The organism is Calidithermus chliarophilus DSM 9957 (assembly GCF_000430045.1).
Lineage (GTDB): Bacteria > Deinococcota > Deinococci > Deinococcales > Thermaceae > Calidithermus > Calidithermus chliarophilus.
The window spans coordinates 1,262,865-1,269,073 of record NZ_KE387023.1 but is presented as its reverse complement, the minus strand read 5'-3'; the positions used below and the strand labels follow the sequence as shown (position 1 = coordinate 1,269,073).

General features: G+C 67.5%; 8 protein-coding genes and 1 pseudogene. 3 read left to right on the top strand and 6 right to left on the bottom strand.

What is annotated here, in order from left to right; all coding sequences use genetic code 11:
- Positions 1-387 (bottom strand): annotated as a pseudogene (gene mce / locus MEICH_RS23870) (methylmalonyl-CoA epimerase); the annotation flags it as partial.
- Positions 388-629: 242 nt separating this feature from the next.
- The gene (locus tag MEICH_RS0106065) at positions 630-1,334 is read right to left on the bottom strand and encodes a class I SAM-dependent methyltransferase (protein WP_027891873.1); all 705 of its coding nucleotides are present in this window, start codon (positions 1,332-1,334) and stop codon (positions 630-632) included.
- Positions 1,335-1,579: 245 nt separating this feature from the next.
- On the opposite strand from MEICH_RS0106065, the gene rsmI reads away from it, so the two are divergent.
- Together rsmI and pfkA are read left to right on the top strand one after the other, a co-directional pair.
- Complete coding sequence (rsmI, locus tag MEICH_RS0106060; protein ID WP_027891872.1) at positions 1,580-2,377, top strand: 16S rRNA (cytidine(1402)-2'-O)-methyltransferase; 798 nt, start codon at positions 1,580-1,582, stop codon at positions 2,375-2,377.
- Positions 2,378-2,470: 93 nt separating this feature from the next.
- Positions 2,471-3,439, top strand: coding sequence for a 6-phosphofructokinase (pfkA, locus tag MEICH_RS0106055; RefSeq protein ID WP_027891871.1), 969 nt, complete (start codon positions 2,471-2,473; stop codon positions 3,437-3,439).
- Between the two features lie 279 nt (positions 3,440-3,718).
- On the opposite strand, the gene MEICH_RS0106050 is transcribed toward pfkA, so the two are convergent.
- The 4 genes from MEICH_RS0106050 to MEICH_RS0106035 all read right to left on the bottom strand — a co-directional run bounded on the left by MEICH_RS0106050 (position 3,719) and on the right by MEICH_RS0106035 (position 5,616).
- Positions 3,719-3,925 (bottom strand): cold-shock protein, encoded by a 207-nt coding sequence (locus MEICH_RS0106050; protein ID WP_027891870.1) that lies wholly within the window; start codon positions 3,923-3,925, stop codon positions 3,719-3,721.
- Positions 3,926-4,102: 177 nt separating this feature from the next.
- Positions 4,103-4,579, bottom strand: a complete 477-nt coding sequence (locus MEICH_RS0106045; protein ID WP_051303959.1) for an 8-oxo-dGTP diphosphatase — start codon at positions 4,577-4,579, stop codon at positions 4,103-4,105.
- On the bottom strand, positions 4,576-4,926 hold the full coding sequence (locus MEICH_RS0106040; RefSeq protein ID WP_027891868.1) for a carboxymuconolactone decarboxylase family protein: 351 nt from the start codon (positions 4,924-4,926) through the stop codon (positions 4,576-4,578). The genes MEICH_RS0106045 and MEICH_RS0106040 overlap by 4 nt, the downstream gene beginning before the upstream one ends.
- 18 nt (positions 4,927-4,944) lie before the next feature.
- Positions 4,945-5,616: an HAD family hydrolase gene (locus tag MEICH_RS0106035; RefSeq protein ID WP_027891867.1), complete on the bottom strand. Its 672-nt coding sequence runs from the start codon at positions 5,614-5,616 to the stop codon at positions 4,945-4,947.
- A gap of 51 nt (positions 5,617-5,667) precedes the next feature.
- Here MEICH_RS0106035 and MEICH_RS26965 point away from each other — a divergent pair, with 51 nt between their 5' ends.
- Positions 5,668-6,126: a DUF6265 family protein gene (locus tag MEICH_RS26965; RefSeq protein WP_051303956.1), complete on the top strand. Its 459-nt coding sequence runs from the start codon at positions 5,668-5,670 to the stop codon at positions 6,124-6,126.
- The last annotated feature ends 83 nt before the right edge of the window (positions 6,127-6,209 follow it).

Sequence of the window (6,209 nt, the reverse complement as noted above, 5' to 3'; positions counted from 1 at the left end):
GCCTCGACGAGCTCGACCAGCACCCCGCCCGACCACTTGGGGTGGATGAAGGCCACGAGGTGCCCCCCGAACCCGGGGCGCGGCGCCGCGTCGATGAGGGGCGTGCCCTCCCCGGCCAGGCGCTCGAGCTCCCCCCGGATGTCGCCCGTCGCGAAGGCTAGGTGGTGGATCCCCGGCCCCCGCTTGTCCAGGAATTTGCCGATGGGGCTGTCGGGCCGGGTGGGGGCGAGCAGCTCGAGGCGGCTGTGGCCGCTCCTGAGCATGTACACGCTCACGCCCTGGCTCTCGACGGTGTCCTTGGCCTCGAGCTCGTACCCCAGGGCGTAGTACGGCCGGGCGGCGGGCCTCGAGGTCGCTGACGGCGATGCCGACGTGGTGGAGTTCCATGGGTCAAATATACGGCGATGGTCGATAGTCGATAGCTGATAGCCGGGTGCGGGTCGTACGTCGTACGCCAAACGCCAAACGCCAAACGCAAAACGCAAGACGCAAAACGCCCATTCTTTACCCCCCTTAGCAAGGGGGGCTGGGGGGATACCCCCTCCCCGCGTGCGGGGAGGGGTAAACCACGAGCCACAAGCTAACCGCTAACGGCTGATAGCTGATAGCTGAGGGCTCAAAGCTTCCCCCTACTCTCCCTTCACCCCCACGTAAAGCCCCCGCCCGGTAAGGCCCTGGGGGTCGAAATCGACGCTCAGACTGGCCTGCTGGAAGGCGTTGATGTACTCCTCGTGGGTGAACAGGAACAGGCGCAGTTCCTCGGTGAAGTACTCGACGCCCTGGGGGCGGGCGAGGAGGTAGTGGAACTCGAGCACGCTCTCGCGCCCCTCCTGGCGGCTGACGTTCATGCGGGCCACCTTGAGCTCGGGCTCGTCCACGAAGACGGCGTGGGGGCGGCCGTTCTGCCAGACCTCGGGGCTGAGCCAGGGCTCGAGCAGGAGAATTCCGCCGGGCTCGAGGTGCCGCGCCATCGTGGCGACCGCACGGTTCATCCCCTCCACGCTCCCGGCGTAGCCGATGGCGCTGAACAGGCACGTGACCGCGCCGAAGCGCTGGCCCAATTCGAAGTCGCGCATGTCGGCTCGGTGGAACCCCACCTCGGGATGCCGCTGGCGGGCCTCCTCGAGCTGCCCCTCGTCGAGGTCGGTCCCCACCACCCGGTAGCGCGCCTTGAGGTGCTCCAGGTGCTTCCCCGTCCCGCACGCCACGTCCAGCAAGCTGCCCGCCCCCGGGTTGCGCGCCTGGATGATCTCATGGACGCGCCGCGCCTCGAGGCCGTAGTCCTTGAAGCCATAGATTTTGTCGTAAAGCCAACCGTAAGCGTTGCGGGCCATAGGGGGATTTTAGGGAAGCGGGAAGCGAAAAGCTTTAAGCCGTCAGCGGTCAGCTATCAGCTATCAGCCGTCAGCTCGTGGTTACCCCTCCCCGTCCCTCCCCGCACGCGGGGAGGGGGTATCCCCCCAGCCCCCCTTGCTAAGGGGGGCAAAGAAAGGGCGTTTGGCGTTCGGCTATCGGCTATCAGCTATCGGCTATGGGCTATCGACCATCGACCACCGACCATTGACTTACACTAGTCCCCATGCGCCTGGTGCTCGTCCCCACCCCCATCGGCAACCTCGAGGACATCACCCTGCGGGCCTTGCGGGCGCTCAGGGAGGCCGAGGTGGTGGCCTGCGAGGACACCCGGCGCACCGGCATCCTGCTCAAGCACTTCGGCATCGCCAAACCCACCGTGCGGCTCGACCAGCACACCGTGGGGCGGGCCAGGGAGCTGCTGGAGGGCTACAGCTACGTGGCCTACGCCACCGACGCGGGCACGCCCGGCATCTCCGACCCCGGCGCCGAGCTGGTGAGCCTGGGGCTGAAGGAGGGGTGGGCGATCGAGGTGCTGCCCGGCCCCACCGCGCTGGTCCCGGCCCTGGTGGCCTCGGGGCTGCCCACCGCCCGCTTCGCCTTCGAGGGCTTTTTGCCGCAGAAGAGCTCGGAGCGCCGCGAGCGCCTGCAGAGCATCGCCGCGGGCCGCACCGTGGTGCTCTACGAGGCCCCCCACCGCCTGCGGGACACCCTCGAGGACCTGCTCGAGTTCTACGGCCCGGCGCACCCCGTGGCCGTGGCCCGCGAGCTCTCCAAGCTGCACGAGGAGGTGTTCCGCGGCAGCCTGGGCGAGGCGCTGGAGCACTTCCGCGAGCCGCGCGGGGAGTTCGTGATCGTGCTGGGGCCTAAGGAGGCCGCCGCCCCTCAGGGGCCGAGCGCGGCGGAACTGCTCGAGCGCTTGCGCGCCCAGGGCCTGCACGGCAAGGCGCTGGTCCGGGCGCTGGTCGAGGCTGGCATTCCGCGAAACCAGGCTTATACTTTGGCTCATGACGATCCGGCCTGAGGGCCGGGCGTCTTCTGGAAGCGTTTCCCGCGGGAAGGGCTTCCCGGCGACGCGTGAACGCTGAACCTGGCGTGGGAGTGGTGAGGTCGAATGATGAAGCGAATCGGTGTGTTTACCAGCGGCGGCGACGCCCCTGGCATGAACGCGGCCATCCGCGCGGTGGTGCGCGCGGGCACGGCGCAGGGCCTGGAGGTCGTGGGCATCCGCCGCGGTTACCAGGGCATGATCGACGGCGATTTCATCGAGCTAGGCCCGCGCGACGTGGCCAACACCCTCCAGCGCGGCGGCACCGTGCTCCTCACCGCCCGCAGCAAGGAGTTCATGACCCCTGAGGGCCGGGCCAAGGCCGCGCAGAACCTGCGGGACGCGGGGATCAGCGGCGTGGTCTGCATCGGCGGCGACGGCAGCTACCGGGGAGCTTTGAAGCTCGTCGAGGAGCACCACATCCCCATCGTCGGCGCCCCCGGCACCATCGACAACGACCTCTACGGCACCGACTACACCATCGGCTTCGACACCGCCGTCAACACCGCCCTCGACGCCATCGACCGCATCCGCGACACCGCCGCCAGCCACGAGCGGGTGTTCTTCATCGAGGTGATGGGGCGGCACGCCGGGTTCATCGCGCTCGAGGTCGGGATCGCCGGCGGCGCCGAGGTGATCGTGCTCCCCGAAGACCCCACCAGCGCCCACATGTGCGCGCAGGTGATCGAGGCCTCCGCCGGCAAGGGCAAGAAGTCGTCCATCGTGGTGGTGGCCGAGGGCGGCTACGAGGGCGGGGCCGAGGCCCTGGCCCGCGACGTGAAGCTCTGCTCGGGCATCGAGGGCCGCGTCACCGTGCTCGGCCACATCCAGCGCGGCGGCAGCCCCACCGCCATCGACCGCGTCCTCGCCAGCCGCCTGGGCGCCGCCTGCGTCGACGCCCTCCTCGCCGGGGCCAGCGGCGTCGCCATCGGCGAGGTCAACGACGAGATCCGGCTCACCCCCTTCAAGGAAGCCGTCGAAAAGCGCAAGGACATCAACCGGCGGAAGTACGAACTGGCGAAGACATTGGCGCTCTAAGCCGTCAGCGGTCAGCCGTCAGCCGTCAGCTTTCAGCGGGAGGCCCGTGGCCCGTGGTTACCCCCACCCCGTCCCTCCCCACGGGCTGGGAGGGAGTATCCCCCCCAGCCCCCCTTGCTAAGGGGGGTGACAAGGCGTTTTGCGTCTTGCGTTTGGCGTCTCGCGTACGACGTAGGACGTACGACGTACGACCCGCGCCCAGCTATCAGCTATCGACCATCGACGCAAACACCAAAGAAACACCCCCCGCTTAGCGGGGGGCAGACGTTTTGCGAGGTGTTAGGCCTTGCGAACGTTCTTGGCCTGGGGGCCCTTCCCGTTGCGGCCCGGCTCGATCTCGAACTGGACCACATCGCCCTCGTTAAGGGTACGGAAACCATCGGTCTGAATGGCCGAGTAGTGCACGAATACGTCGGGGCCACCCTCCTGAGCAATGAAGCCGTAACCCTTTTCCGCGTTGAACCACTTGACGGTACCTTTGTTCATGAAACTTCTCCTTACGACCCTGCAAAACCCAACCGGATTTTTGGGGGACACCGCAACAGTAGCACGAGCAGGGACGTAAGTCAAATAGCCTCCTCCAACAATTCGCTCACCCGTTGCAATACCGCGTCGTAGTCGAGCTCGCTGAAGTCGGTGGTGTCGGACGATCGAGGGTGGGGTTCACGACGGCCATTCCTCGTGCTCGGCCTGGGCCACGGTCTGGTTGTCCTTGCCGTAGACGAAGCGCATGCGCACCTTGCGGCCCTCGAGCACCCTGGGCATCCAGTAGCGCGCGTCGTCCCACATCTCGGGGTAGGGCAGGGCCTGCAGGTCGCACCACACCGGGGCCATCTCCTCGGTCTCCTGGGGCTCGCCCTCCCAGTGCTCCAGGCGGAAGACGTGCACGACCTGGCTCCACTCGGGCTTGTGGGGGAACTCGAAGGTCAGGTAGGCCACGTACCAGAGGTTTTGCTCCTTGGCCCGCACGCCCGCTTCCTCCATCAGCTCCCGGATGGCGCACTGGGCCAGGGTTTCTCCGGGTGCGAGCTTGCCGCCGTAGCCCTGGATCTTGCCCACCTCTGCCCCGCGCTTCTTGCGCCCCATCCCCAGCCGCCCGTTGGGCCGGTCGAAGAGCAGCACGTCGGAGCAGACGATCATGCCTCGCTCCGCTTGCGCAGCAGGGCGTGGAACATCTTCATGGCCCCCAGCGCGTTGGGGAAGCCCACGAAGAGCGCCGACTGGATGATGGTCTCGCGGATCTCCCGCTCGCTGGCGCCGTTGAGGAGGGCGCCCTCGAGGTGGGTGGCGAGCTCCTTGGGCGAACCCAGGGCGATGAGGCTGGTGATCGCCAGCAGCTCGCGGGTCTTGAGGTCCAGGCCCTCGCGGGCGAGCACCTCCTCGTAGGCGAAGTCGCGGATGTAGCCGTAGAGGTCGGCGTCCACCTCGCTGAGGCTCTGCTCGATGGCCTCGAATTTCTCTCCCCAGATGGCTTTGCGCACGCTCATGGGCTCCAGCCTAACGCCTCAGGCCTCCAGCCGCTCGAGCACCCCCCACAGCTCGTGCAGGGCCTCGGGGTTGCGGCGGTAGGGGTCGAAGAGGACGGCCTCGACCCCGGCGGCCGCAGCGCCGCCCAGGTCGTCCGGGGAGTCCCCGACGTGCAAGGCCTCGTGGGGCTCGACGCCCAGCGCTTCCAGCACCACCCGGAAGATGCGGGGGTCGGGCTTGGCCGCGCCCACCAGCGCGGAGGCGGCCACGAAGTCGAAGTAGGGGGCCAGTCCGGTGGCCTCGAGCACCCCCGGCAGCAGCGCGTCCCAGTTGGAGACCACGCCCAGCTTGTAGCCGCGCCCCTTCAGCTCGCCCAGCACCTCCTTGGCCCCCGGCGTGAGCGGCCAGACCTTAGGGTTTTGCCAGTTGTCGCGCAGGAAGCCCACGATCTCCTCGGCGTGCTCGCCCAACCCGATGCCCGAGAGCAGGGTGAGGTGGAAGTCGGCCCACACCGGCAGGGCCGTCTCGACGGTGGTAGCCTGCATGTGGCGCTCGTTGTAGACCCGGTAGGCGGCCATGACGGCCTCCATGAGCCTCGAGGTGTCGGCCTTGTCGGTGATCCCCCGTTCGTGCAGCAGGGGCCACAGCCAGAACTTCGGATGCCCGAGAATGAGGGTGTCGCCCACGTCGAAGAGCACGGCACGCTTCATGATGGAATCCTACTAAACTCGGATTAGGGCTTTCTCAGGAAAGGAGCGCATATGCCGATCTACCCGACCCAGGCCCAGCAGGCCAGCCTCGAGACGCTTTCCTGGCTCACCGGGGCCTGGCGCGGCCACAAAGGCCTCGACGAGATCGACGAGTACTGGAGCTACCCCGCCCACGGCCTGATGATGGGCATGTTCCGCTGGGTGCGCGAGGAAAAGCCCTGGTTCACCGAACACATCACCATCACCCAGGAGCCCGAGGGCCTGATCCTGCGCATCAAGCACTTCAACCCCGGGCTGGTGGGCTGGGAGGAAAAGGAGGAGTCGGTGAAGTTCTGCGCCGTGGAGCTCGAGCCCGGCCGCGCCGTGTTCTACCGCCTCAACCCCGACAAACCCGACCTGTGGATGCTCTACGAACACCTCGAGCCCGGCCTCCTCCACTCCTACTTCGCCCAGGAAGGCAAGGAGGTCGCTCCGGAGGACAAGTTCGTATACCGGCGGTTCAGCTTGTAAAGGCTTGTGGCAGTCGAGGGCCAAGGGCCAAGGCGCCTCGCATCTCGCGTTTTGCGTCTTGCGTTTGGCGTTTTGCGTTTGGC

Coding starts and splice junctions, on each gene's coding strand:
- MEICH_RS0106065 (WP_027891873.1), bottom strand. CDS start 1,334: ATGGCCCGCAACGCTTACGGTTGGCTTTACGACAAAATCTATGGCTTC.
- rsmI (WP_027891872.1), top strand. CDS start 1,580: ATGCGCCTGGTGCTCGTCCCCACCCCCATCGGCAACCTCGAGGACATC.
- pfkA (WP_027891871.1), top strand. CDS start 2,471: ATGAAGCGAATCGGTGTGTTTACCAGCGGCGGCGACGCCCCTGGCATG.
- MEICH_RS0106050 (WP_027891870.1), bottom strand. CDS start 3,925: ATGAACAAAGGTACCGTCAAGTGGTTCAACGCGGAAAAGGGTTACGGC.
- MEICH_RS0106045 (WP_051303959.1), bottom strand. CDS start 4,579: ATGATCGTCTGCTCCGACGTGCTGCTCTTCGACCGGCCCAACGGGCGG.
- MEICH_RS0106040 (WP_027891868.1), bottom strand. CDS start 4,926: ATGAGCGTGCGCAAAGCCATCTGGGGAGAGAAATTCGAGGCCATCGAG.
- MEICH_RS0106035 (WP_027891867.1), bottom strand. CDS start 5,616: ATGAAGCGTGCCGTGCTCTTCGACGTGGGCGACACCCTCATTCTCGGG.
- MEICH_RS26965 (WP_051303956.1), top strand. CDS start 5,668: ATGCCGATCTACCCGACCCAGGCCCAGCAGGCCAGCCTCGAGACGCTT.